Below are 26025 nucleotides of genomic sequence, written 5' to 3' on the forward strand. Positions count from 1 at the left end.
CAGCGGAGCGTCGCGGCGTTGTCGCCTGGTCTCCTCTGAATGAACGTCGCGCTCCGCGGGCGGCCCGGCCGCCCGCCGCGCGGCGTCGCGTTCGCCGGGCCGTGGCGGGCGACGCCGATCCCGGGATGTTCGCCGTTGCGAACAATCCTCCCCGCCGCGCACAGTGGGCGCATGGTCGACCCGCTCTTCGACGATCTGCCCGCCCTGCTGTGCTTCGCGCGCGTCGTGGAGCGCCGCTCGTTCACCGCGGCCGCGGCGGAGCTCGGGGTGTCGAAGTCGATGGTGAGCACCCGGGTCGCGCGCCTGGAGGAACGCCTCGGCGAGCGCCTGCTCGTGCGCACCACGCGCAAGCTCACCGTCACGGACGCCGGCATGAACCTCTATGCGCGCTGCGCGCGTGTGCTCGAGGAGGCCGCGGCCGCGGTGCGGGGCGCGTCCGACGCCGACCGGGGCCGCATCCGGCTCAACGCGCCGGTCAGCTTCGCGCAGATGTACCTGGCGGAGCCGCTCGCGCGGTTCCTCAGGGCGAGCCCGGGCGCGCACGTCGAGCTCATGCTGAACGACCGGCTCGTCGACCTGGTGGAGGAGCGCGTCGACCTGGCCATCCGGATCACGAAGCTCAAGGACTCGAGCCTTGTCGCGCGCCAGCTCGCCACGACGGCGCTGCACGTGGTCGGCGCGCCGGGCTACCTCGAGCGGCGGGGGCGGCCCGAGCAGCCGGGGGATCTCCTGCGCCACGACTGCCTGCGCTACCTCCATTTGCGCGTCGAGGACGAGTGGCGCTTCTACGGGGCCGGCGGGCGCATCTCCGTCCCCGTCTCCGGCCCGCTGACGGCGAGCAACGGGACGGCGCTCCGAGAGGCGGCCGTGTCCGGGATCGGCCTCGCGGTGCTGCCGCGCTTCATGGTCGACGAGGATCTCGCGGCCGGGCGGCTGGTCACGCTGCTCGACGCGTTCGCCCCCCGGCCCATGGGCATCTACGCGGTGCACGCGGCCGGCCGGCGCCCGCCCGCGCGGGTGCGGCGGCTCGTCGAGCACCTGGCGGCCGCATTCCGCGGGATCTCGTGGGCGTAGCGGCAGATCGTTCTCTCCGGAGAACAATTCGTTCCCGGGCGCGCTCTACCGTGGCGCCGCGCCGGGGCTTACTCCTCGGGTCATGGAGGCATCACCCATGAACCGTGTCGAAACGATCCTCTCCGTTCCCCGCTCGGCCGAGCTGGCCGCGCTGATGTTGCGCCTCGGGCTGGGCGCCGTGTTCCTGGCGCACGCGCTCGCCAAGCCGCTCGTGTTCACGTTGCCGGGCACCGTCGCGTTCTTCGCGGCGAGCGGCTTCCCGGGCTGGACGGCATATCCGGTGTTTCTCGCCGAGCTGCTCGGCGGCGCGGCGCTCCTCGCCGGGCTCAGGACGCGCCTTGTCTCGCTCCTGCTCCTGCCGGTGATGATCGGCGCGCTGCTCGTGCACCTGCCGAACGGCTGGATGTTCGCCGGCCAGGGGGGCGGCTGGGAGTACGTCGCCTTCCTGATGATCGCGCTCGGCGCGCAGGCCCTCCTCGGCGACGGCGCGTTCGCCGTGAGCCGGCTGCAGCGCGGCTAGCTCCTCGCCGCGCACGGTCGAGAAGGGCCGCGCGATCTGCGCGGCGGCTCGCGCCGCGTCACGGCAAGTTGGCGTCCATCCACGCGAGTCGGGCCCGCAGGAAGTCGCGCATGCCCTGCAGCTGCCCCTCCCACGTCGGCGCCGTGGGGCCGCCGAGGAAACCCTCGCTCGACTCGATGACGCTCGACACCGGCCACTTGGCGAAGTCGCGGACCACGGCCTGCGAGAGCGGCGCGCTCAGCTCGTTCATGCGCTGCTCGATCGCGGCGTCGGACAGGTGCGTCTGGCGAAGCGCCGTGTAGCGCGCCTTCACCTGCGCCATGAAGCTCGGATCCGCGGTGAGCTTCTGATACCAGTTGTTGACGTTCCTCGTGCCGCTGAAGCGCCAGCCGGTGTCGTTCTCCGATTGTGGTGTCGCGCTCTGGGCGCCCACCCCGCCGAGCGCGAAGTTGTAGTCCCACAGCGGCCCGGCCTTGAGCTTCTGATCGCGATCCTTGAAGTAATACGCGCTCCGTACGTAAGCGTCCACGTTGAGCGTCAGCTCGCTGATGATCAGGTAATCGATGAACGACGGCACGTCGATGTACGACGCGTAATCGCCGATCGGCGTCTGGTGGATGCTGTCGTGGAACTGCTGGATGTACTGAGTCAGCCAGGTCGTCTGCTCGTCGTTCAGGGGGTCGGGATCCACGACCTCGAGATCGATCCAGCACGTGCCGCCCTCGTCGGGGCGGGGACCCCCGCCGCCGCCGAAGCTGAACGACGGGAGGGGATCCGACCCGGTGCAGGTGAGCTTCGGCTCCTCGGCGGCCGCCTGGTCGAACTTGAAGATGTAGCCGCCGCTGATGTCCGGCAGTGCCCGGTCCGTCTCCTTGAGCTCCTTGAGATCGGTGCGGACCTTGTTGTTCTTGATGGTCTCCGAGATCCAGTAGATGCCCTGGTAATCCGCTTCGCCGACGACGCGCGCGTCGTAGTTCAGATAGACCTCGGCGAACTCGACGCGTGGCGCCTGGAGCCCCATGTCGCGGCCGAGGGTGAAGGTGAACGGATTGCGGATCAACGTGCGGTCGTAGTAGGGAGGGATCAGCGCCCAGTCCGAGTCGGCGGGCATGCCCAGCACCGGGTAGTCGAGGTCCTTGTCGTCGTTGCCCCACAGCTCGAGCTTGTACGGTGTTTGCGGGAAGTTCTGCGACGACTGACCGCGCACGTGATACCCGCCGCGCATCGCCATCGTGGGCAGCGAGGCGATCGACGCGACGCCGTTGACCGGCTCCCAGATCATCACCGCCGCGTCGAAGTAGACCTCCTTGTCGGTCGGCTTGCCCATGCCGTAACCGTCCATGATCACGATGGGAAGATCGGAGGTCGCGTCGAAGGTGCGCGCGATGTAGAGGCCTGTGCTCACCGCGCCGCTCGCGGCGCCTCCAACGAACGTTTGCGCGCGGACCTGCGTCGTTTCAGTGAGGGTCACGGGCTCGCCCGTGTACAACGTGGAGGACGCGGTCGGCAGCAGCCCGTCCAGCGTGTAGCGGATCTCTGCCCCCTCGATCGCGGTGGACATCCCCACCTGGATCTGATCTCTGAACGTCTGGCTAGGCGTGGAGAACGACACATCCCCGATCAGGGACGGGGGCGGCGCCGCGGTGCCGTTGCCGTCGCCAGCCGGTGCCTGGCCCTGGCCGCAAGCAACGCTCAGAGAGATCAGGGCGAGCGAGATGGAGCGGTGAAACCGGGCAAAGCGCCCTCGTTTGACCATGGTATGATTTTCCACTGCGACCTCATTCAGAGTTCAAGGATCCTCCATTCTACTGACACACAGGGCTGCCGCGCTATCCGTTTCGGGCGCGCGCACCGTTTGCACCCCTGCGCCGTGATTGCGCCTCGGCCGGCGCGGGGCGGCGCCCGGGAGCCCGGCCTTGTCCCCTTCTGGCCTCTCCGGATCCGGGGCGAGCCGGCGGCACGAACGTTGATTGGCCCCGTGGCCGCCGAGGACGCGCCCTGCGCGGCCGCGCTGCGGCCCAGGCGCGCTCTCCGGCCGGCGCCCGCGCAGCGCGCGTGGGTCCACAACCCTCGAGGTCCGTCATGACCATGTTCTGCAACCAGTGCGAGCAAGCATCCCACGGGACCGGGTGCACAACGGCCGGCGTCTGCGGCAAGGACGAGGACGTGCAGTCGCTCCAGGAGCTCTTGATCTACGGCCTGAAGGGCGTCGCCGCCTACGCGCACCACGCGCGAAAGCTCGGCATGCGCGACGAGCGGGTGAACGGCTTCCTCGAGGAGGCGCTCTTCTCCACGCTGACCAACGTGAGCTTCGACCCCGAGGCGCTCCTCGAGCTCTGCCTGGAGTGCGGCCAGGTGAACCTCCTTGTGATGAGGATGCTCGACGAGGGCCACCGCATGCGCTTCGGCGAGCCGCAGCCGGCGATGGTCCGGGAAGGCACCGTGGCGGGGCCGGGGATCCTCGTCTCGGGGCACGATCTCTCGGACCTCGCCGAGCTGCTCCGGCAGTGCGAGGGGACGGGCGTGAGGGTGTACACCCACGGCGAGATGCTGCCGGCGCACGCGTATCCGGAGCTCGCAGGCCACCCGAACCTCGTCGGTCACTACGGCTCCGCGTGGCAGCACCAGAAGGTCGAGTTCCTGGCGTTCTCTGGGCCGATCCTGATGACCTCGAACTGCGTGCTCGTCCCGAAGGAGGCCTACCGCGATCGCCTGTTCACCGCCGGCGTCACCGCGGTGCCCGGCGGCCGGCGCGTGCGCGGCGGCGACTTCTCCGAGGTCATCCGGGCGGCCCTCGCGAGCCCGCCGCTGCCCGACCACTTCGTCCGCGAGACCGAGGTGGGCGCCCGCGAGCGCCTGAGCGCCTGCGCGGGCTCGCCCGCGATGCGGCCGCCGTCTCGACGTCGTCCCGCGGGTGACCTAGCCTGACGGGCCGTGGACAGCACAACCCATCGAAGAACCGCCGCCCTGGCCCGCGTGGCCGCCCGCGCGGCCCTCCTGGGGGGCGCCGCGGCGCTCCTCGGCTGCGAGGCGCTCCTCGGCATCGAGGACGTGTCGCTCGACTCGGGCGCCGGCGGCGGCGCCTCGTCGTCCTCGTCCCCCTCTGGTTCCGGGGCCGCCTCGACCTCGACGCACGGCGGGGGGACGGCCGACGGAGGCGGCGGGCAGGGGGGCCAGGCCGAGGGCGACTTCACGTTCGCGATCCTGGCGGACTGGGTCGATGTCCCTTACAACGGCGTCAACCACGTCACCGTCGCGATCACCCGCATCGACGGCTTCGACGAGCCGGTCGTGGTCGACGCGCAGGCGCCGCCCGCCGGCCTCGTCGTGGGCCCGATCACCATCCCGTCGGGCAGCAGCAGGGGCAGGCTGGAGGTCGGCGCCTCCGGCGCGCTCACGCTGGGCACGGCGTTCGACCTCGACCTCATCGCGACCTCCGGCCGGACGGCGCGCACCGACAGCGCGCGCGCCGTGGTCACGGGCAAGCCCGGCACGCTCGACGAGAGCTTCGGCGCGGCGGGCATCACCTCGTGGAACCTCGCCTCGGACGGCGGAGGGCTCCACGACATCCGCCAGGCGGCGTCGGGGCAGATCCTGACGGCCGGCAACAGCATCGGCGGCCTCGGCGGGTCGAAGCTCGAGGGCTTCCGCCTGCTCCGCGACGGCGCGCTCGACCCCGCGTTCGCGGGCGGCCGCGTGACGAGCGCCTTCTGCGGCTGCACGAAATACCAGGAGATCCGCGGCATCACGCGCCTCATCAACGGCACCGTCTTCCTCGCCGGCTACGCCAGCGGGGAGGCCACGGACGACATCGCCTTCCTCCGCTATCGGGACAACGGGACGCAGGACAACATCGACTCGGCGAACACGGGCAAGGGCCTGATCGATCTCGGCGGCGACGAGCACGTGGCGGCCATGGATCTGTCGGCGTCCGAGCAGCTCTTCGTGACCGGCGAGCGCGATGCGCAGCTGTTCGTCGCGGCGATCAACCCGACGTACGGCTACCTCGACAACAAGTTCGCCACGGAGGGGTGGATCGCGCCGCTCGGCGTCGGCCCGAGCGCGGGCACGGCGCTGGCGGCACGTCCGGACGGCTTGCTGGTGGCCGGCTGGGCGGAGCAGGGCGGCGATCGGGACATCGTGCTGGTGCAGCTCGCCGCGAACGGCGCGGTCAGCGGGCTGGGAGAGCTGACGATCGTGAGGCCCGGTCAACAGGAGCCGGTGGCCGTGGTCGTGCAGCCCGACGGCCGCATCCTCGTGGGCGCCCGGAGCACCGAGGCGGGATCGAGCGACTTCCTCGTTGTGCGCCTCGAGGCCGACGGCCAGTTCGACACGACCTTTGGAGAGGACGGCTTCGCGCTCGCCGGCCTCGCGGGCGGCGAGGCGGTCGACATGGCGCTCATGCCCGACGGCCGCATCGTCGTCGCCGGCAACGTGGGGCAGGGCGCGAACAGCCAGCCCACCCTCGTGCGCTTCCTGCCCGACGGCGCGCTCGATCCGACGTTCGGCGACAAGGGCGTTCAGGCGCTCTTCCTCGGCGAAGAGGACTTCGTGCAGTCGATGACGCTCTCGACCGACGGCAAGCTGCTCGTGGCCGGCACCCGGCAGACGTTTCCCACCCACGGCCTCGTCGCGCGGCTCTGGAACTGACGGGCCTGCGCCGGTACGACGCAGGCCCGCGGCTCCGGTGCTGGCTCAGTGCGATGTCGTGTACTTGAACTCGAGGATCGCCCCCGGGTTGTCCAGGACCGTCGTCACGCCGCCGGTCGGTCCGCTCGTGTTCCCCGTGGTGTCCGTGATGATGTAGAACGTCTTGCGGTCCGGGCTCATCGCGAGATCGCGGTACCGGTTCGTGGTCTGGAAGAGGACGACCGGCTCGCCCTGCACGGTCTTCCCGTTCGGGCTCAGCTTCACCTGGTACACGGCGCCCTTCTTGAGGGAGGTCATCAGGAGAGAGTGATCCCACCCGCGGATGCCGTGCCCGGCAGGGTAGTAGTGGAGCGAGGAGGGCGCGATCGTCGGCCAGCAGATGTACTGGCTGAAGCCGCACGCCCAGTCGAAGAAGACGTAGTCGCTCGGGACGGTGTAGAAGGTGAGGAGCGGCTCCTTGAAGTCCGGATGGCTGAAGGCGCTCTCCAGCTGCCGCGGCACGGACTCGGGAGGAGCCCAGTCGCTCCAGAAGAGCTCGTTGCACGGCGTCGGGCTCGAGGCCGACCAGTTGTCGTACGTGTACGCCTGGTCGTCCTGGTAGCCGGCGACGTACGGCCAGCCATAGTTGTTGCCGGCCTGGATGAGGTTCAGCTCGTCGTCGCTCTTCGGCCCGTGCTCGTTCGCGTAGAGCTTGCCGCCCCGGCCGAACGTGAGGCCCTGCGCGTTGCGATGGCCGTACGAGTAGATATGGCTGCGGACCCCGTCGATCTTCGGGTTGTCCTTCGGGATCGAGCCATCGACGTTCAAGCGCAGGATCTTGCCGACGTATTTCTGCCAGTCCTGCGCCGCGACCTCGGCCGCCGTCGGCAGCTCCTGCGCGCGGTTCGGGTTGCACATCCTGGCGAACTGGTTGTTCCCCTGATCCCCGATGGTGTAATAGAGCTTCCCATCGGGGCCGAACAGGAGCCGCGCGGAGTTGTGATCGTCGCTCCCCGGCAGGCCCGTGATGACGTCGACAGGGCTCCCGAGGGTCTCGGTCACCCGGTTGTACGTGTAGCGGCGGATCTTCGTCCTGCGGTCCACCGCTGGATCTGCCGCGACGTTGTAGGTGAAGGACACGTACACGTAGTCCTTCCCTTTGTGCTTGAGCAGATCCGGGTGCAGCGCCAGGGCCAGCAGCCCGTCCTGACCTCCCGACTGGAACGCCTCCGGGATGGTGATCGCGGTCTTCTGAAGGCCGTCCTCCGGCCTCACGCGCACGACCCGCTTCCCTGTGCGCTCGGTGAGCCACAGATAGTCATCCGGTCCCCAGACGATCCGCATCGGAAACGAGAGATCCCGTACGATTTCGCGCGACGTGAAGGTCGGCTCCTCGCCGGAGCACACCTCATCGGCATCCCCGGGATCCTCGGCGTCACCGGGATCCTCGGCCTCCTCGGCGACGATGGCCTGAGCATCGGATTCGAGCGGCTCGTCCGGGGGACCCGCCTGGCCACATCCGGTGAGGCTCCACGAAGCCGTGGTGAGCAAACCAACTTGAGCCAGAACAACAGCCAGGTTGCGTGAGATAAAGGGCGACATAGGACTACCTCCCTGTCTCGATCAAGGGACTTTCACGTGTCGGTGCTGACCCGATCCCACCGCGCCATGGCGTGGCGGACGCGCTGGGAAAATCTCGGCATACAACCGGGGATTGCGAGACATCCGGTAGGGCCCTCCCCGATTAGAGTAAGGTCTTTACTATAGCAAATGCGGAGCTCGCTCGCACTGACAACGTTGATTTACGATGTCGGTGGATGACATTGTGCGTGAACGAGCCACTGTGTCGTTCCTGGCGCGGACATGGCTGCTCCGGTCGGCTCGAAGCCCAGCGCGAGGCGCCACCGCGCGTTGCGGCGAGCGTCGGGGCGATCCACCGCTGACAGCGCGTGGCGCGGCGGAGGTGCTCTTACGAGACGAAGGCGAGCCGCCGGGACGCCGAGGAGCGCGCCCTGCTCACTCTCGTGGCGTCGCTTGCGCCTCGGCGGCCTTCGTGTCCGGGTCGCCGTGCCAGGACGGCCGAGCGTCGCAGCGCGGCCGAGCTCGCGATGTCGCGTGTCGCGCAGCGCTCGAAGGAGCGCTGGATCTCGGTGGGGTTACTTCGCCGGCGCCGGCTCTGCGGACACGTCGAGCTTCTCGATCGAGCGCGGGGTCCCGAAGCCGGGCCCGCCGAGCGCGGTCTCGACCTTCAGATACACGCCCTGATGCCCGGAGGAGCGCGCGGCGTCGAGGAGGACGTCATTGCGGTAGAGCGTCACGACCAGCCCCGCAACGACCGACAGCGCGAGCGTCAGGCGCTGCGCCCGGCCCGTGTCGCGCGCGCGGGGCGCAGCGTAGGGCGACTCGTTCAGCAACACCTGCTCCCGCACCTCCGGCATCCACGGCGGCGAGGTGGGCCGAGACGCCGCGAGCATCGCCGCAGGCGGCGCCTGCACCTCGGTCCGCGTCACGAGGTGAGGTGAGCTGTCGTCCAGCGCTCCGATCGGCATCGTGGCGCCGAGCGGCATCGTGGAGAACATGTTCGACGCCACCGGCGTCGGATGGTCGGAGTCCATGCTCCGCCGCGCAGGGACGCGCGGGGGCGGCGGAGGCGGGCCCCGGCGCGCCGTGCTCGGCGGAGGACCCTGGACCTGCGCCGGCTCGGGCGGCGTCGGCTCGATTCCCGCCACGACGCCGAGCGGCTGCCAGGCGGCCATCCCGGGGCGCCATATCTTCGTCGTCTCGTCGATCACGTCGAGACGGAACAGATCGTCGAGCTTGTCCAACGTGAGCACCTTGATGTCGTCAGGCGCGATCGCGACATGCCAGAGACTCTCGCGATCATCGGTTGCCGGAACGGGCGGCGCCGGGCGCCTGGCCGGAAGGGGCGGCGGTTTCATACAAAGTCCTCCCTTGCGTCCCCGAGGATGCCACGGCGCGAGCGCACCGTACACACCGACATGAGGCCCCGCGTGCTTTCGAGACGGTGCGGATTTTTGCAATGAGTGAGGTGTGACCCGTCGCGCTGGCGGGATCCTCGCCATGCCGGTATTCTCGCCGGCGATGGCGGCGGAGCATGGAGGCAGTCATGAACATCGCGGATGAGGCGATCGCGGCCGGCAACAGCGCTGGATCGTCCAGCTTCCGACGCTGGATGCGCGTGATGCCGGCGCTCCTCCTCGTCGCGGCCGCCGCGTTCGTGGCGGCATATTACGTCCCGCTTCACCGCGCTCACGTGCTCTTGCTGGAGGAGCAGCGGAAGTCGAACCAGAGGGCCAAAGAGCTCGAACAGACGCTGAGCCAGGTGCGCGGGGAGCTCCAGGCGAAGACGGCGCAGATCGAGAAGGGCGAGGCGGAGCGGCAGCAGACCGAGGCCGCGAAGAAGTCGGGCGTCGAGCGGATCGGGCAGATCAAGGCGGAGCTCGCGGGGAAGCTCGACAAACACGTCAAGAAAGGGGTCGCGGCGGTCGCGGTCGCGGAGGGACAGGCGTTCGTCGCGCTCTCGGAGGGCGCGGTGTTCCTCCCCAACACGGTCGACGTGAGCCCGCAGGGGCAAGCCCTCCTGTGCCAGGTCTCGGGCGCGCTGTCCGCGAGCGGCGGCGGCCAGGCGGCGCTGCGCGTCGGCGCGGTCAGCGGTCCTCCGGCCTCGGTGCCGGCCCCCTTGCAGGCCGCCTATCCGACGCCGTGGGAGCTCTCCGCTGTCCGGGCGGCGACCGTCACGCAGACGCTCCAGGACAAGTGCGCGGTGGCAGGGGCCCGGCTGTCGGCGGTCGGGTACGCCGAGCACGACCCCGCGGCCGCCGCGCTCGGGGAGACCAAGCTGCCTCCGGGGCGCGTCGAGATCTCCGTCGCGCTGCCGGCGGCCTCCGCGGACAAGTGACGGTCGCGAGGGCGCTGGACGTGCGCGCCGTCACGCGCACCCCAGGCTGGCCGCGATGATCCGGCGCAGCTCCTCCTCGACGAACCGCTGCTTCGACAGCACCGCCCGCACGCCGAGCCCGCGCAGCGCGGCCTCGCTCTGCTCCTGCGCCGCCGTCGTCAGCACCACGACCGGCACCCGGGCGAGCCCGGGCGAGCGCCTGAGCTCCGCCACCATCTCCAGGCCGCTCATGTAGGGCATCTCCAGGTCGGTCAGCACCACGTCGGGCGGCGCCGCCCGCGCCCGCGCGAGCCCCTCCCGCCCGTCGCTCGCCTCCTCCACGCGCAGCCCCATCGACCGCAGGATGCCGCAGAGCAGCTCCCGCGCGACGGGCGCGTCCTCCACGACCAGCGCGAGCGGCTCCCGCTTCTGCTCGGCGGCGGCGGTGAAGGGCGCGTCCCGGGGCGCCTGCCGGGCGTACGTGAACAGCCGCTCCACGTCGAGGAGCAGCATCGCCTCGCCGTCCGCCGTCGGCGCCACCCCGCGCACGAGCGGCGAGGTGAGGGGCATCTCCTCCGAGCGCACGAGCGCGACCAGCCGAGGGTTCTCGTAGCCGTCCACGCTCACCGCGAACAGGCCCGCGGCGTGGTGCAGCACGAGCGCCGCGTCCCCGGGCTCGGGCAGGCCTCCGTCGCCGAGCACCGCCCCGAGCGCGTACAGCGGCGCGAGCTCCGCGCCGGCGCCGCTGGTCAGGCGCACGCGCGGCCCGTCGGGGGCGCGCAGGAGCTCCTCGTCCTCCAGCAGCACGACGGAGTGCACGGCGTGCGTCGGCACCGCGCACCGGAAGCGCCCGCTGGAGATGGGGACCACCTCCTCGCCGTGCAGGTTCTTCGGCACCACGAGCACGATCGTCGTGCCGAGCCCGGGCTTCGAGTCGACCCGTACCTGCCCGCCCAGCGCGCCGATCTCGCGCGCCACGATGTCGAGCCCGACGCCCCGGCCCGAGATCGCGCCGACGCTGCGGCTCGTCGTGAGCCCGTGCGCGAACAGGTACGGGATGAGCTCGGCGTCGTCGAGGGTCGAGGCGCCCGGGACCGACGGCGCGAGCACCTCGCGCAGGCGGGCGAAGTCGACCCCGCCGCCGTCGTCCTTCACCTCGACCCGCACGGCGGCGTCGGTCTGGACCACGGTCACCGCCACCGTCCCGCGCGCGGGCTTGCCGCGGCGCGCCCGGACGTCCGCCGGCTCGATCCCGTGGTCGATGGCGTTGCGCACGAGGTGCAGCAGCGCCGGCTCGAGGCGGCGCTCCACGGCCGCGTCGAGCAGCCCCGTCCCCTCGACCCGCGCCTCGACGTCCTTGCCCAGCATGCGCGCCGCGCTCCGGGCGGCGAGCGACACCTGGTTCAGCAGGCGCTCGGTGCGCACGACCGACGCCCTCCGGACCACCTCGTCGAGCTCGCCGAGCGCGCGCCCCGCCGCGAACTCGTTGCTGGACCAGTCCGCCCGGACGGCGCTCAGGAGGCGCTCGATCTCCGCGCCATAGCCGAGCGTCTTCGCGATGCGCTCGGCAAATCGATCCACATCCGCGCCGCGGGGGTCGATCTCGACGAGCAGCGCGCGGAGCATGCGCTGGGACTCGCGGAGCCGCCGCTGGATGACCTCCCGCTCGCCGTGGAGCCGCTGGAGCTCCTGCAAGAGCGCCCCGACGGCCTCGGCGTCGAGGGCCGCGCGGGCGGTCGGCTGGGCGGGGTCGGGCGGCGCGTCGGGCTGGTCCAGCCGCGGCGGCAGGACGCTCTCGTGCACGGAATCAGGCGCCGATACGAGCGGCGGCGCGAGCTCGCCGTCGGGCGGGCCGCCGCCGCCGAGCTCCGCGCGCGCAGCGCGGAGGGTCTCCTTCACGATCTCGAGCTCGGGCGCGGCCTCGTCGCCGGGGCTCGCCGACAGGAGCCCTAGCCCCTCCAGCGCGCCGAGGAGGCTGTCGCCGGTGAGCTGCGTGGGGCGCGCGCCGCCCCGCACCGCGTCGATGACGTCCTCCGCCAGCTCGGCCAGGTCGCCGCACGCGGCGAGCTCCAGCATGTGCGCCTCGCCCTTCAGCGTGTGCAGGAGCCGGCGCAGCACCTGCAGGTTGCCGCTCTGGCCCTGCTCGTAGCCGAGCCACAGGTCCGTCGCCTGGGCCACGCGGTCCGGCATGGTCCGGTGGAACGCGGCGACGAGATCAGCCCGGCTCCTCATCCGCGTCCGCCTCCGCGCTCTCGGGCTTGCCGGCCCTCGCCCCCAGCGGCTTGACCCGGAAGGCCTTCGCCGTCGTCTTGAGCACGTGCGACAGCTGGAGCAGCGACTCGGCCGAGCGCGTCGCGGCCACGCTGCTCGTCAGCGTGTCGTTCACCGCCCCGACGATGTTGACGATCGCCGTCTTGACCCGCGCCGTCCCCTCGCGCTGGTGGTCCACCGCGTCCGAGATCTGCGCGGCGGCCGCGGCCGTGTCGCGGGCCAGCTTGATCCCGTCCTCGGTCGCGAGCACGGACGCGTGGGAGGCCGCGTGCATGTTCGCCACGAGCCTCCGGATGTCGCGCACCGAGTCCATGACGTGCTCGGACAGGCGGCGCATCTCGGCGGCCACGAGCGAGAACCCGCGCCCCACCTCGCCGGCCTTCGTGCCCTCGAGCGCGGCGTTGAGCGCGAGCAGGTCCGACTTGTCGGCGATGCTCTGGATCAAGGACAGGATCTCGCCGATGCGGTCCGAGTGGGAGCTGACGAGGCGCGTCTGCTCCGCCGTGTGCTGGACGCTGACGAGGCTCCGCTGCGCCGTCTCGTGCACGGTGGCCGCGTCCTTCGCGATATGATCCGCGCTGGCGGTCAGGGCCTCGACGGTCCGCCGGATCTCCTCGAGCGCCGCGTTCTGCTGGCTCGCGCTCGTCTCCTGCTCGCGCACCGACGAGAACATGCCCGCGGCGGCCGACGCGACCTCCGCCGAGGTGTTGCCGATCCGCGAGGCGAGCTCCTGGAGGCTCGTCACCATGGAGCGGAACGCGGCGAACAGCTCCCCGTCGCCGGTGATCTTGCAGGTGAAATCGCCGCCCGCGACCCGCGCGGCCGTCTCCTGGAGCTCGCGCAGCTGGGTGTTCATCCGCTCGAACGCGCTGGCCATGTCCCCGAGCTCGTCGTCCGAGATCCTGAGGGACAGCCGGGCCGAGACGTCGCCGCGGGCGATCCGGTCCGCCGCCTCCTTGATGTGCGCCATCGAGCGCGTCATGCGCGCCGAGATGACCCAGGCGAGGCCCAGGCCGAGCAGCGCGATCCCCGCCGATTGCAGGGCGATGGTCCTGCGCGCGTCGGCGCGGCGCTCGGCGATCCGGTCGCTGCGCAGCCCGACGGCCAGCGTCCCGAGCTGGCGATCGCCGTTCCGCGACCGGATCGGGGCCTCGCTGACGACCACGCCGGCGTCGCCCCGGCCCCGCGCGCCCTCGGGCGCCTGCGCCGCGCCGATCGCGGCGATGCGCTGCCCCCTCGCGTCGTAGACCGACACCCAGCTCACCAGGGGATCGGTCATCGCGGTGCGCAGGGTGTCCGGGAAGGTCTCCGGCGGCTGCTCGAGGTCCATGGCCACGCCGATGGGCTCCTTCAGCATGGTGGCGAGGATCCCGGCGCGCTCGCGCAGCTCGGCCTCGCTCGCCCGCGCGGCGTGCTCGGGGATCAGCCACAGATCGAGCGCCGACAGCACGATGGCCACCGACGCGACGAGGGCGGCGATCTTCCAGCGGATAGAGCGAAAGTTGAGCATGGCGGGTGAGGGGCGGCGATGGCGGACGCTGAACGAGGGGCGCTGGATGGGCGATGGGAGATCGCGAGTCGTGAACCGTGAGCCGTGAACCTGCGAGCGGCGATGCGCGGTGTCCGGTGACGGACGTCGCGAGGGCCTCAGTCGACGATGCGGGCGAGCCGGAGGAGCTGCGGGTCGAAGCGGAGGCCGACGGCGTTGGCGTGCTTCACGTTCAGCAGGAGCTCGGGCTTCGCGCCCGAGAGCCCCACGGCGACGGCGCAGCCGCGCTTCGTGTCGTCGCCGTCGCCACACACGACGATGCGGACGACGGCTCCCTCGCGCGACGGGATGTCCGGGATGGCCGCGGCGAGCCCCCGCGCCACATAGACCACCTCGGCGCCGGCGGCGCGCAGCGCCTCCTGCAGCTGGGCCCTTCCGCTGTACGTCACGCGCAGGACGGACGCCGGCCGCTTGGCCACGGTCGTCTTCGCGGCCAGCCTGGAGAGCACGGCCGCCATCGCGCTCGCGTCCTCCGCGCTCGCGCCTGACTCCGCCCCGACGACCGCGAGCACGGCCGTGCCCGCGCGGCTCGCGAACCCGCTCTCGTAGCCGATCGACCGCAGGAGGATGGCGCCCCGCAGCTCGTAGGGGACGGAGGCGGCAGAGCGGCTCTCGGTGCTCACGGTCGTGAAGAGCGCCGCGGCCATCAGCATTCGAATCGACGAGATCGGAGACACCATGTTCCGCTGGCGAGCTGTGTACGATCGCGGACGGATCCTCGACGGGCGTGGCATCAGGCGACCGCGGTCCCCACGTCAGCGTTCCTTGCCGGCGAGCCGCTTGACCAGGGCCGGCAGACGATCGAGGTGGCGCTTCGAGAGGACCGCGTCCGCCTGGACCTCCAGCTTCAGCTGTTCGAGCTCCCGCTCGGAGTGTCCGGACATCAGGATGACGCTGAGCTGCCCGAGCCGCTGGTTCTTCCGGAACAGGGTGAGCAGCCGGTCCCCACGGATGGTGGGCATGAAGACGTCGAGGACGACGATGCGCACCTGGTGCCGCACGATGGCCTGCGTCGCCCCGATGGGGGAGGGGAGCGCGAGCACCTGAAAACCGGCGGAGCGCAGCACGCGAGACACCTCTTCTCGGGCGATCTCGCTGTCGTCGATCACGAGCACAGGCGCGTTTGCCGGCGCGTTTGTCAACGTGCTCGCCGGCGCGCTCGCCGGCGACCGCGACAGCGGAGCCGCGCTCGCCGGGGACGCCTCATCGGCCGAATCGAGCGGCGGTCTGGCCCTGGACGCAGGTGATCGGGAGCTCGGAACGCTCATGGATTCGACCAGATGCCCTGAGCTTCGCGCGTCGCCACGAAGGGCCGAGGCGCAACGCCGGAAGCGTCGACCAGGTGGGTCACGTCGAGGAAGGTCACTGCTCCCTCGCTGGTGTCGACGACAGCGTTCGGCACGGGCTCCCCGAACACCTCGACCGCGGCGACACACCGCGTCTTGCCGGCGGGCAATCCCAGGTAGCCGCGCGCAGCGCGGCAGACGACGATGCGGAGCGGGGTAGCCGCCGGCTCCGCGAGGACGGGCGACACGATCACGATGATCCTCCCCCGGTCCTGGAGGATGCCCATCACCCGGGGGCCTGTGCGCGGCAGCGGCAAGGGGGCGCGCCACGCGATCACCTCTTCCACCTGCTGCGCCCTCAGCGCGAAAGTCACCGAGCCCATGTCGAAGAGCAGGAAATCGACAACGGCCCTCTCGCGCAGGCCCTTGTCCGGGGCGTCGTCGCGCAGATCGTGAACCTGGCTGATTGCTTCGGACAAGGTGTCCTCGATTTATCACAAGGGCAGACGCCGGGGAGGTGCATTCGTATCGGGCTGCGTGGTGTCAGGAGATTTCTGATGTCGGTTCTGCTGTCGCTGTCGTGCGCGCTGCCTTCCCGCGCGGGCCGCCTTCCCGCGCAGGCCGGCGGCGTCAGTAAGACGCCTCGACCGAGGCGCCCAGGTAGGGGCGACCGGTGGTGATGATCAGCCGGTGCGAGGCGTAGGACGGTGGAGGGACCTTGTTGAAGGTGAGGTTCTTGCCGAACACGGAGACCCAGACGCGCTCGAGCGGCGAGAAGGATACAGCGGCGTCGAGGTTGAACGCCGATCGCGCCGCCATCCGATCTCTGGGCGGCAGATCGTCCGTGTCGTGGGCGGGCGCGTCCCTGGAGCCGTGGCTGTTCATGCCAGTCCGGAAGGTCGCGGCGAGCCCGGCGGTGAACCGGCTGGCGCTGTAGCTCAGGTGGCCTTTGACGAGGTGGATGGGGTAGTTGGCCCAGGTCTCGCCGTCCCAGTTGGTCAGGATGTTGAGGTCGCTCTCGGGGCCGAACGGCTTCGACACGCTGTACCAGAGGTCCCCCGCGAACCCGCCGCCGAGGTCGCCGATCGCGCCGATCTCGCCGCCGAGGGCGTCGACGTCCGCGGTGCTGTTCGAGAAGCTGCCCCACCAGCCGCCCGCGGACGGGTGCCTGGGGTTGTGGGCCACGTGGTCCTCGAAGTCCTCGGGCCGCACCTGATCCCACGACACCCAGCCGAGGGGTTTCTTGTAGCGCTCATAGAAGACCGCGACGTCGAGGGCGAGGCGCTCGTCGAGCAGGCCCACGACATAGTCGAGCTCCACGAGGTGGGAGGACTCCGGAACGAGCGAGGGGAGCGGCGCGATGGGCTCGTCCTCGAAGGCGGCGTTGAATTGCTCGAGCCAGTTGAAGTAAGCGGCGTCCGGGAAGCGGAAGCCCTTCTGGTAGGACAGCTTGACGTTCTGCGTGTCGCTGATCGCGTAGGCGGCCGCGACGCGGTAGGAGGGGCTGCTCACCGGCTCGGGCTCGCGCGAGAGGCCCCCGCGGAGGTTCAGCTCTCCAAACTCGGTGTGATCGAAGCGCAGGCCCGCGGAGATGGTGAGATCGCGGAAGGTGGCGGTGCTCTCGCCGAAGGCGGCGAGCTCGGTCCACGAGAAGCTCTCCGGGGACTCGAAGGCGGTCCCGTAGAGCCGTCCCCAGCGGGACCGCTGGCCGCTGAAGCGCTTGTGGCTCGCCGACGCGCCGATCGCGAGCTGGCTGTTCGGCAGCGCCGTCGTCTTGTAGACCGCCTTGATGTCCCGGTGCTCCTCGCCGAGGCCCCCGACCGGCAGGACCCCTGCGCCCGGGACCGGATTGGACGCCTTCGCCATCTCGTCTGCGACCCAGTCGGCTGGGACGAGGGCCGTCTCGAAGGCCGAGAAGGTCGGGACCAGCTCGACCTTGTGCTGCCTGGACAGGTGGACGTGGATCTCCGGCGTGACGGTGAACGTCCTCTGTCGCAGATGGCCGGTGTTGCTGTCGGACCACTGGCCCGCGAGCTGCTCGCGGGTCATGGCCCTGTTCGGGGCGTTGCCCATCATCGACGTCTGCGCGTAGTCGAGCCGCAGATCGACGCTGACGGGGCTGCGCTCGGAGCCGTAGCGGAAGCGGCCGAAGCCCTTGTAGCTCGGCTCGCCGAGGGCGTTGACGCGCGTGTGGCGCAGGAAGGGAGACGTCGTGACGCCTGCGTAGGCCTTGCCATACAGCTCCGCGGTGTTCGGCCGGGGCGCCTGGGGCAGCTCTCCTTCGTTGTCGGCGTGGCCGAAGTAGAGGAAGCAATCGGCGTTGTGCTTCTCGCTGAGCAGGCCGCCGTAGCTGACCTCCAGGGTGCGCGTGTCGCCGGAGGCATACGACGCCTTGCCCCAGAGCCCGGGGCGGGTGATCCCCGTGGGCCTGAGGACGTTGACGAAGCCGCTGATCGCGCCGGAGCCGTGGACGATGGCGCCGGGGCCGAGGATCACCTCGACCCGCTCGATGTCTCCGGTGAGGGGCACGGCCAGCGTGCTCCCGATGGCGCCGAAATGGGCGCGCATGTTCGTGTTCACGCCGTCGACCATGACGAGCGTCTTGGCGTTGTTGTCGATGAGCACGCCGCGCACGCCGATGAGGCGCGAGGTGCGCTCGTGCTCGCCGATCAGGACGCCGGGCTGGTGGGCTTGCAAGAGGTCGTCGAGCGAGCGGACGGCGTAGAGCTTCAGCGTGCGCGCATCATAGAGGCGCGCCTGACCGGTCGACGTCTTGCTCTCGGTCTCGAAGAAGCCAGTCGACGAGACCTTCACGTTGAGCAGCTCCTCGAGATCGAGCGAGAGGAACTGCCCCTGACCGCCGTCATCGCCGCTGGCCAGCGCCTCGCTCCCCGGGGTCTGCGCCCAGGAGGAGCCCGCCGCCCCGAGAGGGCATAGCAGCGAGCAGAGGAGCAAAGCCGACTTGCGCATCGATTCCCCACGTTCGAGCGCCGGGCAGGGCGCACAGGATCGGGGCGAGCCGGCGTGCCGGTGGCCCGAGGTCCTGGAGCACGCCTGGACCGCCGGCCATGGCGGTGCGCGGCGGCGCCAGCGGGCGCGCGCCGCCCGGTCTCCCCCACGAGTCTGCAACGGATCTGTTCGCTGACTTGCTGTATTGCGCGAACATCCCGATGTTACACGAATACCCGGATGCGTCAACGGCTGTCCTGAACGCTCGACGTGGAGCGCCGCGAGCCCGCTGGCGCGCTCTCGACTCTCGAGAGCGCATCTTGGGAGCGGGAGTTGCACCCGGGGCGCGACTCGACGGGAGTCGATGTGAGAAGGTGTGGTGTTCCCCGGTGGGCGGGCCGCGCGGGGGGCCGGCGTCAGCGCCCGGTGATCCAGTAATGAAAGGCGTGGAATCCAGCGCCGCGGCGCAGGGTGATCGCGATCGGCGCCGGCGTCGAGAGGCGCGCGGCGGGGAGGGGCAGCGCCCGCTCCACCCACGGTCCGCGCGGCACGTCGATGGTGCCGATCGCCTGGCCCGCCACGGAGACGGCGAGCTCGGCGCCGTCGTCCGAGGCCACCCGGAGCACGAGGTGCGCCTCGGCGGGGAGCGCCGCGAGGTGGGCGACGAAGCGATCGGCTGTCCGGTGGTAGCGGCCGCCGTCCGCGAGCTCCGTGCGCGTGAGGTCGAGCTCCCCTGGCGCGCTGCTCTCGGGCGCGGCGAGCGCGATCGCCATGTTGCGCTGGTCCGCGAGCGGATCGAGCGCATAGGCGTGCGCCGCCTCGGACTCGAGGTCCGAGACGTCGAGCTCGTCGAGGATCCGCTCGCCGGGCACGGACCGCACCGGCAGCGCCCCTGAGCCGAGGAGGTCCCAGCGCGCCTCGTAGGCGATCATCGTGGTGCCGCCGAGGATGGCCTGGTCCTCGACGGTGGCGTCGACCAGCGCGCGCCCCAGCACCGGCGCGCACGCCATCCAGTGCGGGTAGACGATGAAGTGGGTCGGCCGGCGCTCCGGGGGCAGCTTCTCGTAGTGCTCGAACCTGGAGCCGGCGCCGGCCACCCAGTAGCGCGCCTCGCCCTCGGTGGTCAGGCCCACGACGTCGAAGGTCCTGCGGCCGCTGAAGTAGGCGAGCGCGCCCGTGTCGTTGACGCCGATCCTGGCGTCCTCCGGCAGGTGCTGCGCGGCCCAGCGGCCGAGCCAGACCTGCTGCCGATCGATGGCGCGGGCGGAGTTGGCGAGGTCGCCGATGGCCCACGGCAGCCGCGCGGCCAGGGCGCCGGCGAACGCGCCGGCGAGGAGGGGCGTCACGTAGTGGAGCGAGGGCCGGAGCCGCTGGGCGGCGTCGCCGAGCTCGCGCGCGAGGCAGGCGGCCATGACGATCCACGCCGGCGCGAAGGGCCAGACGTACCGCACGCGGTTCCAGAGGAAGCTGAGGTACGTGCAGGGCAGCAGCGCGCCGAGCGCGAGGGCGCCCACGATCGCGGCGTGCGCTGGGCGGCCCCTCCGGTGCGCTGCCACGGCGAGCGCGACGGCGCCGAGGGCGATCACGGCGGCGGAGCCCTCGGGGAGGAAGACGGCCGTCCACTGGCCGCCGTCGATCACGTCGGTCACGAGCAGCCGGACGTTGTCGAGGAGCGCGGCCCTGAGCGTCGGTCCGTCGTAGTTGGGGTTGCCGATCAGCCACTTGACGGACGTCGTCGATGAGGTCGGGTGGCCCGCGAGCAGCTGGTTCAAGGCCGGGACGACGAGCGGACCGAGGAGCGGCGCGAGGGCGAGCAGGCGCCCGGCGGAGCGCGCGGAGTGCCAGAGAGCGCCGCTGCGGGAGGGGGATGGAGCGGAGAGGGGCGGCGCCGGGAGGGGCGCTGGGAGCGCGGAGCGTGACGCCGAGAGGGCGAGCGCGATCGCGGCGAGCAGGGAGGCGAGCGCGCCCTCCGGGCGGAGCAGGGGCGCGACGAAGCCGCAGACGGCGAGGGAGCGGGCGATCGAGGCGCTGGGCGGCTGCGCGGGCGCGCTGGGTGGCTGCGCGGGCGCGCTGGGTGGCTGCGCGGGCGCGCCGGGCGGCTGCGCGGGGGCAGCGCTGTCCGTGGCGGGCTCTGGCGGTGCCGGCTCGCAGAGCGCCGCTGCCAGACGGGCGGTGCGGGTGAGGATCCAGGCGAACGCGACCGTCTCCATCCCGCTCCAGGCGAACCACGCGAACGCGGCGAACCCGGCGCACATCGCGCCCGCGCCGGCGGCGGCCGCGGGGCCGGCGAGGGGGCGCGCGAGGCGCGTGGTCTCGACGGCGAGCGCGGCGTGGAACACGAGCCCGAGCGCCCAGACCGCATAGACGAGCGAGAGATCGCGCAGGCCGAGCGCGTGGAAGGGGGCGAGCAGCACGGGCCAGAGCAGGCTGGTGGCGCCGCTCGAGTAGCCGTCGCCTGCGACGAAGCTGAAGAAGCCGCCCTCGGCGAGCCGCCGGGCGTATTGCATGTGGATGAACGCGTCGTCGAGCGGCAGGGCCGGGCGCCCGGCCTGCGCAAGGATCGCCCTGACGCAGAGCGCGCCGAGCGCGCCGCTCGCGGCGAGGGCGGGCGCATAGGGGAGGGCGCGCGCGGCGAGGGCGCGCAGCCGGGAGGGGGCCGGAGGTGCCGCCATGGGGCCCGACGCATACCACCGCGCCGCCCGGGGACAGCGATTTCGCGCGCCGGGTGGCCGGCGGATTTCCCGCGCGGGGGCGGCCGGCATTTGGTAGAGCGCCGGGGCTCCATGGTCTTCCAGCCGCGCCCGAACCACCCCTACGCCGACGCGCCTCGCTTCCCTGACGGCGACGACGTCTCCATCGACGCCTTGATCCCGGGCGCCGGCCCCGTCGAGATCGAGATCGGCCCCGGCCGCGGCGGCTTCCTGTTCGAGCGCGCGGCGGCGAGCCCCGAGGCGCGGCTGCTCGGGCTGGAGATCCGCCTGAAATGGGCGGCGCTCGTCGATGGGCGCCTGAGGAAGGGCGGCCTCGGCGGCCGCGTGCGGGCGCTCAACGCCGACGCGCGCGAGGCGCTCGCGCGGCTCCGCCCCGACGCGTCGATCGCGCGGTTTTTCCTGCACTTCCCGGATCCGTGGTGGAAGAAGCGCCACGAGAAGCGCCTCGTGATGGGCCCGGCGCTGCTCGACAGCCTCGCGCGCCTGCTCGTGGACGGCGGCGAGCTCTTCGTGCAGACCGACGTCGAGGAGCGCGGTGTGCTCTACGCCGAGCAGATCGGCGCGCACCCCGCGTTCGAGCCGGCGGGCGACGCGCCCGGCTCGCCGCACCTCGCCGAGAACCCCTACGGCGCGAGGAGCCCCCGCGAGCACCACGCGATCGCCGACGGGCTGCCGGTGAGCCGGCTGCTCTACCGGAGGCGGCCGCGCGCGGCCGGCGGCGCGCCGCTGGATCCCGGCCAAGACGCCGGCTGAGCGCTGGCCTGGGCGCGTGTGGCGGACGGCGGCTACGCTGTAGGTCATGCGTGTGATCCTTGCGTGGATAACAGTCGCCGCGGCGATCCTCGCTCAGGCGTTCATCACCGTGCGCCTGTGGCGGAGCGAGCTGTACTCGCGCGACCAGAAGCTCCTGCAAAGCGCGCTGATATGGCTATTGCCGGTCGCGGGATCCTTCATTGTGTATTCGGGGCTGCGGCAGGAAGACGATGTCTCTCGGCCGACGCCGAACACCGAGATGGAGAGTGACGAGGAGGATTAGCGCCGTCCGCTGCTTAGCGGGCGATGCTCGGGCTCTGAAGAACTCCGCCCGCGCACGCACGGTGGCCGCCACGGTGCTGTCGAATCGGGAGAGGGAGCCAAGCCTGCGCTAGGCGCAGCGCCCATCGCCGCATGTGCGTCGCCGACCCTGGTCGTGGACCGATACCGTCGTGGCGTCGCAAGAGTGGGAGCTGAGCGCCTCCACGCTTTGCGAAGGACGGGGCCGGTCGGCCGGTGTTGAGGCCCATGTGTCCTGCAGCGATGCGGGCGCACCTGTGATGGGGGACGCGAGGCTTCGGGTGAAGGGCTCGTTCTGGGCTCTCTGTGGTGCCCCGAACAGAGGCAGTCGTTCTTTCGGAACCGAGATGAGAAAAAGCTGAGCCGCACGCGCCGTCCGCAGCGACAGCGGTCCATGGGAGTCGTCGAAGCTGTCCAGAGCAAGTCATGATGTTGGCACGACTCCACTTACCTCTTACATCTGGAGGACGACATGCATCGTGCGCGCGTGAACATGTGGATCCTGGGTTGGCTGGCGGGCGTGGGCATCTGTTCGGTACCGATGGTCGGATGTAGCGGCGGCGAGAGCACCCAGGAGGAGGCGAGCGCCACGTCAGGCTCGACCACCACGAGCACGGGTAGCGCTACTGGCGGGGACGGGGGGAGCGGTGGAGACGTGCAGGGGGGCACGGGCGGGCTCGGCGGCGCTGGAGGGCAAGGCGGGAGCGGTGATGGCGGCGCGGGGGGCACCGGCGGCGCGGGGGGCACCGGCGGCGCGGGCGGGCTCGGGGGGGCCGGAGGGCAAGGCGGGAGCGGTGACGGCGGCGCGGGTGGCACCGGCGGCGCGGGGGGACAAGGCGGCCTCGACGGCTCGGGGGGACAGGGTGGGGTCAGCGAACCTCCGTGTCCCCCGACCCAGACGTTCTGTGACCTTTTGTGCGTGGATACACAGACAGACAGCATGAACTGTGGGGCTTGCGGCACCACCTGCAAAGCGGGCTCGACCTGCCAGGCCGGCGCCTGCACATGCCCGCTGGCGGGGCAGACCTACTGCGATCCGCTTTGCGTCAACACGAACCTCGATCAGTTCAACTGCGGGGCGTGCGGCAACACATGCGGCGGCGGCTCGTTCTGCACCGCTGGCGAGTGCACGTGCAATGCGGGGCTGGCGTACTGCGGTAACGGATGCGTGAATCTCAGCAACGATGAGAGCAACTGCGGAGCGTGCGGCACCGCCTGCACCGACGGACAGAACTGCGTCACGGGTATCTGTCGCTAGTTCCGCGTGTCAGAAATCCCAGGGATCTGTCTCGCGAACGAAGCGAGAATTTGACGCAAAGACGCCAAGGGCGCAAAGACGCAAGAATAACATAGTCTGCATTTTTTTTGCGTCTTTGCGACTTTGCGTTGAAATCTCTCGCCGGATCCCTGGCCGGACCTCTGGCGGACGGAACCAGGAGGTCGAGGACACGGAAGAGGGGGCCGTTCCGGCGTTCGTCGATCCATCGGAGGTGTGATGAGCCTCAACGAGCCGCGTACCGTAGGCTGCGCCGTCCACGACCTCCGGCAGACACGGAATGTCATCGTCGTGCTGCGCCCCCTCTTCTCCCGCGGACCGCCTCGCCGTCACAAAGGAAGAGCTCCTGACAAGAAACTTCCGCCGGGGTTGCCGCGGCGTTTTCGTTGAGCCGAACGAGAACGCTCGGGGTACGTACGGGTATGAGGCGGGAATCCTTATTTCTTGCGAGGGTTGCTGCCGTCGCTGCGGCAGCCCCGGCGGCGTGCTCGGGTTCGGGGGAATTTCCGAGAGGAGGGGCGGCCCGCCGAGGATCGGCTGGGGCATCCGAGGTCGTGCTCGCCTTTGGCCTTCACTTCCGGATAGCTTCGATTCTCCTCCTCCCCCATCCTGCGGGGGAGCGGGACCGCACGGCCCGCGATCAGACCCAGCGCTCCGCGTTCGATCGTCTCTTCGAGGTGGTCGCGCGCCAGCTGGCGGATGCGAGGATCGAGGCCTGGGACGACCGGTGGGGGGACGCCGCGCCTCCGGATGGCGCGCAGCCGCTGGAGGGCACGGAGCCGGGCGCTCACCCCTCCCGGCGCACCGGGGCCGAGTCGCGGCGCTTCGGCTCCGCGCCGGTGCCGCGGGCGACCGCGCGCTCGGCGGGAGCAGGCCGCCACGCACCCCACCACAGAAGGGCCGCCGACGCCTCCTCGCCTCCGGGCTCGGCCGCCACGCGCAGCGCCTCCCACGCCCCCGCGAGCGCCCCGCCGGTCACCAGCAGCGCGCGCTCCTCGCTCCGCGCAGCGACCGACGAGGCCAGCTCGCCGCGCCGTGAGGCGCACGGGAGCGCGCCGGGCACGTGGGCGCCCGCGCGCAGGTCCGCCTGACGCCGATCACCTCTGCGCCTCGCTCCCCTCCGTGGGCGCGACGCAAAAATCCGCCTCGGCGGCGTAGCCCTGGGCGCCGCGGAGCTCCACAACCCGGTCCCGGCCGAGGGGCGCCGCGCCCGGGACGCGGAACGTCGTGACGTCGAGCCGCGGCACCGGCGTCTGCCGGGGCGCCGGGAGCTGGGGCACCCAGGCGTACGGCGCCCGGTAGGCCCGGTACACCAGGTTGAGGCTGAGCGGCGGTTTGCGCCAGTAAGGGCTGATGTACTCCCAGACGATCTCGTGCCCCGCGGTGACCTCGAAGATGCGGCCGTCGGAACCCTCGGTGATGAGCGTGTTGCCGTTGGGCAGCCGCTGGGCGCTGCTGATGAACGGGCTGTAGAAGCGCGCCGCGTCGAGCGGCATCACGAAGCCCGCCTCCCTGGGCGTGTATTGCCACCGGATCTCCAGCGTGGTGGGGTCGATCTCCAGCACCCGCGAGTGGTCGCGCAGGGCCGTCTTGAGGCCCCTCGGCGCGCCCGGGTTGGGGGCGCCGTAGCCGGCCCAGCCCCCGTTGTCGAAGACGAGGAGATTGCCCTCGCCCGGCAGCCCGCGCGGGATGAGGTGGGCGTGGTGCTGGCCGATGATCCAGCCGAGCCGGCGCTCCGCCTCGCTGCCGTCGTACCGCGGGCCGAGCTTCCACACGATCCGCCCCGTCTTCTTGTCGACGATCGCGATGATGTTCGCCTCGCGCGCGTCCCAGATCAGGTTGTCGGGGTGAAAGCGCTTGTCCCCGGCGTCGTACCACCGGTTCGGCCCGAGCAGGGACAGCGAGTTGATGTGCAACCAGTCGCCGATCCCCCCGGCCGCGGCGCTCGCGCCGAGGACGCTGCCGCCCGGCGCGCGCAGGCTGGGATCGCGGCGCAGGGCGGCGCGCGCGGCCTCATCGAAGCCCAGCTCCTCGACGTGCTCATGGGCGCGCCACTCCCATACGATGTTCCCCTTCCAGTCCACCTCGATGATCTTGTCATCGAGCAGCGGGTGCTCGGAGATGGCGAAATTCTGCACGTTCTCGTGCACGAGCAGGAACGTGCTCCCCCGGTCGACCAGCGGGTCCTGGCCGGGCGCGTAATAGCCGACCGGATTGCCCTGCCGCTGGAAGTCGTGGTGCTGGCGCGAAAGCCAGCGCGGCGCCTCGCCGGGATCGTGGATGTGCTCGAGGCGGTCGAAGCGCCACACCACGTTGCCTTCCCAGTCGACCTGGACGAGGTCGAGCTGGTCCTGCGCCCCGTGCCGCGGGTCGCGCTCCCCGGTGCTGCCGAACACCTGTCCACCGGGCAAGAGCTTGTTGGGGAACCCGTGCAGTCCACTCCAGAGCTGCACCTCCCGGCCGTTCATGTCGATGAGCAGCGCGCCGAGCCCTGCAGCCTGGAAGATCGTATAGCCGTTCCAGCTCCGGTCCGGGTCATAGAGGGTGACCCCGGTGGGGTAAATGGTCGGATGGCCCATGGTTCGCGTCTCCTCGTCCGCGGTGGCGCTACGCACGGGGCGTACCAGCGGTGGAAGCCACGGGTGGAGGTGTTGCGCCGGGCGCCGTCGCGCGACGCTGCTGCGCAGCGAGCAGCCGACCAGCACCCGCGCTGACCTGGGCGCAGCGCGGACGTCGAGAGCGTCCTCCGGCCGCCGAGATCCCCGCGGAGGCGTGCGCCTCGCCAGGACGGCGCGCGTCGCTCGCGGCG

The 26025-nt window shown here is 71.3% G+C and carries 20 protein-coding genes; 8 read left to right on the top strand and 12 right to left on the bottom strand.

The annotated features are described in order from the left end of the window. The first annotated feature begins 171 nt into the window (after window positions 1-171). Together WMF12_RS03835 and WMF12_RS03840 are read left to right on the top strand one after the other, a co-directional pair. Window positions 172-1074 carry a LysR family transcriptional regulator gene (locus tag WMF12_RS03835; RefSeq protein ID WP_437865638.1) on the top strand — a complete coding sequence of 301 codons (903 nt, stop codon included), beginning with the start codon at window positions 172-174 and terminating at the stop codon, window positions 1072-1074. Between the two features lie 97 nt (window positions 1075-1171). After that, complete coding sequence (locus tag WMF12_RS03840) at window positions 1172-1594, top strand: DoxX family protein (protein ID WP_437744270.1); 423 nt, start codon at window positions 1172-1174, stop codon at window positions 1592-1594. Window positions 1595-1652: 58 nt separating this feature from the next. Here WMF12_RS03840 and WMF12_RS03845 read toward each other — a convergent pair whose 3' ends face one another. Further along, window positions 1653-3350 (bottom strand): CotH kinase family protein, encoded by a 1698-nt coding sequence (locus WMF12_RS03845; RefSeq protein WP_437865653.1) that lies wholly within the window; start codon window positions 3348-3350, stop codon window positions 1653-1655. Between the two features lie 326 nt (window positions 3351-3676). Between WMF12_RS03845 and WMF12_RS03850 the strand changes: the two genes are divergently transcribed. Both WMF12_RS03850 and WMF12_RS03855 read left to right on the top strand, forming a co-directional pair. Then, window positions 3677-4522: a hypothetical protein gene (locus tag WMF12_RS03850; RefSeq protein ID WP_437865659.1), complete on the top strand. Its 846-nt coding sequence runs from the start codon at window positions 3677-3679 to the stop codon at window positions 4520-4522. Between the two features lie 6 nt (window positions 4523-4528). Then, a complete protein-coding gene (locus WMF12_RS03855) occupies window positions 4529-6244 on the top strand; it encodes a delta-60 repeat domain-containing protein (protein WP_437865662.1) in 1716 nt (571 codons plus the stop codon). Window positions 6245-6289: 45 nt separating this feature from the next. Here the strand turns inward: WMF12_RS03855 and WMF12_RS03860 are convergent, their stop codons facing one another. Then, window positions 6290-7774 carry a glucose/sorbosone family PQQ-dependent dehydrogenase gene (locus WMF12_RS03860; protein WP_437865674.1) on the bottom strand — a complete coding sequence of 495 codons (1485 nt, stop codon included), beginning with the start codon at window positions 7772-7774 and terminating at the stop codon, window positions 6290-6292. 605 nt (window positions 7775-8379) lie between these two features. Continuing rightward, complete coding sequence (locus WMF12_RS03865) at window positions 8380-9048, bottom strand: hypothetical protein (RefSeq protein ID WP_437865680.1); 669 nt, start codon at window positions 9046-9048, stop codon at window positions 8380-8382. Window positions 9049-9350: 302 nt separating this feature from the next. Here WMF12_RS03865 and WMF12_RS03870 point away from each other — a divergent pair, with 302 nt between their 5' ends. After that, on the top strand, window positions 9351-10142 hold the full coding sequence (locus WMF12_RS03870; RefSeq protein ID WP_437865691.1) for an OmpA/MotB family protein: 792 nt from the start codon (window positions 9351-9353) through the stop codon (window positions 10140-10142). A gap of 30 nt (window positions 10143-10172) precedes the next feature. Here the strand turns inward: WMF12_RS03870 and WMF12_RS03875 are convergent, their stop codons facing one another. The 7 genes from WMF12_RS03875 to WMF12_RS03905 form a co-directional block, all read right to left on the bottom strand. After that, on the bottom strand, window positions 10173-12353 hold the full coding sequence (locus WMF12_RS03875; RefSeq protein WP_437865711.1) for a hybrid sensor histidine kinase/response regulator: 2181 nt from the start codon (window positions 12351-12353) through the stop codon (window positions 10173-10175). Then, complete coding sequence (locus tag WMF12_RS03880; protein ID WP_437744276.1) at window positions 12337-13902, bottom strand: methyl-accepting chemotaxis protein; 1566 nt, start codon at window positions 13900-13902, stop codon at window positions 12337-12339. The genes WMF12_RS03875 and WMF12_RS03880 overlap by 17 nt, the downstream gene beginning before the upstream one ends. 137 nt (window positions 13903-14039) lie before the next feature. After that, window positions 14040-14621: a YfiR family protein gene (locus tag WMF12_RS03885; RefSeq protein WP_437744277.1), complete on the bottom strand. Its 582-nt coding sequence runs from the start codon at window positions 14619-14621 to the stop codon at window positions 14040-14042. Between the two features lie 75 nt (window positions 14622-14696). Then, window positions 14697-15050 carry a response regulator gene (locus WMF12_RS03890; protein WP_437865734.1) on the bottom strand — a complete coding sequence of 118 codons (354 nt, stop codon included), beginning with the start codon at window positions 15048-15050 and terminating at the stop codon, window positions 14697-14699. Between the two features lie 155 nt (window positions 15051-15205). After that, window positions 15206-15706, bottom strand: a complete 501-nt coding sequence (locus WMF12_RS03895) for a chemotaxis protein CheW (RefSeq protein WP_437865743.1) — start codon at window positions 15704-15706, stop codon at window positions 15206-15208. A gap of 151 nt (window positions 15707-15857) precedes the next feature. Continuing rightward, complete coding sequence (locus tag WMF12_RS03900; RefSeq protein ID WP_437865752.1) at window positions 15858-18197, bottom strand: TonB-dependent receptor; 2340 nt, start codon at window positions 18195-18197, stop codon at window positions 15858-15860. 395 nt (window positions 18198-18592) lie between these two features. After that, window positions 18593-20848: a hypothetical protein gene (locus WMF12_RS03905; protein WP_437865756.1), complete on the bottom strand. Its 2256-nt coding sequence runs from the start codon at window positions 20846-20848 to the stop codon at window positions 18593-18595. Between the two features lie 111 nt (window positions 20849-20959). On the opposite strand from WMF12_RS03905, the gene trmB reads away from it, so the two are divergent. From trmB to WMF12_RS03920, 3 genes are all read left to right on the top strand, one after another. Further along, complete coding sequence (gene trmB, locus WMF12_RS03910) at window positions 20960-21640, top strand: tRNA (guanine(46)-N(7))-methyltransferase TrmB (protein WP_437865768.1); 681 nt, start codon at window positions 20960-20962, stop codon at window positions 21638-21640. A gap of 46 nt (window positions 21641-21686) precedes the next feature. Continuing rightward, the gene (locus WMF12_RS03915; protein ID WP_437744282.1) at window positions 21687-21923 is read left to right on the top strand and encodes a hypothetical protein; all 237 of its coding nucleotides are present in this window, start codon (window positions 21687-21689) and stop codon (window positions 21921-21923) included. A 489-nt stretch (window positions 21924-22412) separates the two neighbouring features. After that, window positions 22413-23198 carry an MXAN_6577-like cysteine-rich protein gene (locus WMF12_RS03920; RefSeq protein ID WP_437865776.1) on the top strand — a complete coding sequence of 262 codons (786 nt, stop codon included), beginning with the start codon at window positions 22413-22415 and terminating at the stop codon, window positions 23196-23198. 805 nt (window positions 23199-24003) lie between these two features. On the opposite strand, the gene WMF12_RS03925 is transcribed toward WMF12_RS03920, so the two are convergent. Together WMF12_RS03925 and WMF12_RS03930 are read right to left on the bottom strand one after the other, a co-directional pair. Next, entirely contained in the window at window positions 24004-24279 is a 276-nt protein-coding gene (locus WMF12_RS03925; RefSeq protein ID WP_437865780.1) for a hypothetical protein, read from the bottom strand. A 34-nt stretch (window positions 24280-24313) separates the two neighbouring features. Continuing rightward, the gene (locus WMF12_RS03930) at window positions 24314-25795 is read right to left on the bottom strand and encodes an aryl-sulfate sulfotransferase (RefSeq protein WP_437865790.1); all 1482 of its coding nucleotides are present in this window, start codon (window positions 25793-25795) and stop codon (window positions 24314-24316) included. Window positions 25796-26025: the final 230 nt, after the last annotated feature.

Origin of the sequence: Sorangium sp. So ce363 (assembly GCF_051520435.1) — a bacterium.
GTDB classification, from domain to species: Bacteria; Myxococcota_A; Polyangia; order Polyangiales; family Polyangiaceae; genus Sorangium; species Sorangium cellulosum_B.